Origin of the sequence: Klebsiella sp. A-Nf5 (genome assembly GCF_002810545.1) — a bacterium.
Classification (GTDB): domain Bacteria; phylum Pseudomonadota; class Gammaproteobacteria; order Enterobacterales; family Enterobacteriaceae; genus Klebsiella; species Klebsiella variicola.
Genome location: NZ_PIOG01000292.1, coordinates 1 through 435, shown reverse-complemented (window position 1 = coordinate 435; position 435 = coordinate 1). Strand labels below are relative to the sequence as shown.

Below are 435 nucleotides of genomic sequence, written 5' to 3'. Positions count from 1 at the left end.
GGAACCACCACCTTTAAGATTACATACAAAAATCGTAAAGGCTTTATCGAAGCGATCCCTGTACTTCGGTACTTTACGATGGTTATACAGATCGATGACATTCTGAATCGTCATCGCGTATTTCATCGTATTACCAGAAGGTTTCTTTTTAAAAATGTAGCCACCGGCTTCCATTTCGGACACAGCATACTCAACACTGCCTTTACTGAGCTTAGGCAGCTTATACAGAGCGGCTTTGCTGTATTCCTGATAGAACTCGGTAAGCTTCAATTCCTCTTTTTGCTGTCGGATACTTTCGCTCAAAGATGTCAGAAGCTTACCTGCACGTGTAGCGACTTTCCGTAACTGCTCAATATTGTCCATTTATCACCTCATGACGTTTTTTGTCATTTTGAACAAAAAGAGTCATGTTGCAAGCAAAAAATCATATTGTTT

At 40.2% G+C, this 435-nt stretch carries 1 pseudogene; it reads right to left on the bottom strand.

Annotated features, from left to right (window positions below):
* A pseudogene (locus CWM53_RS30325) lies at window positions 1-363 on the bottom strand (ParA family protein); the annotation flags it as partial.
* Window positions 364-435: the final 72 nt, after the last annotated feature.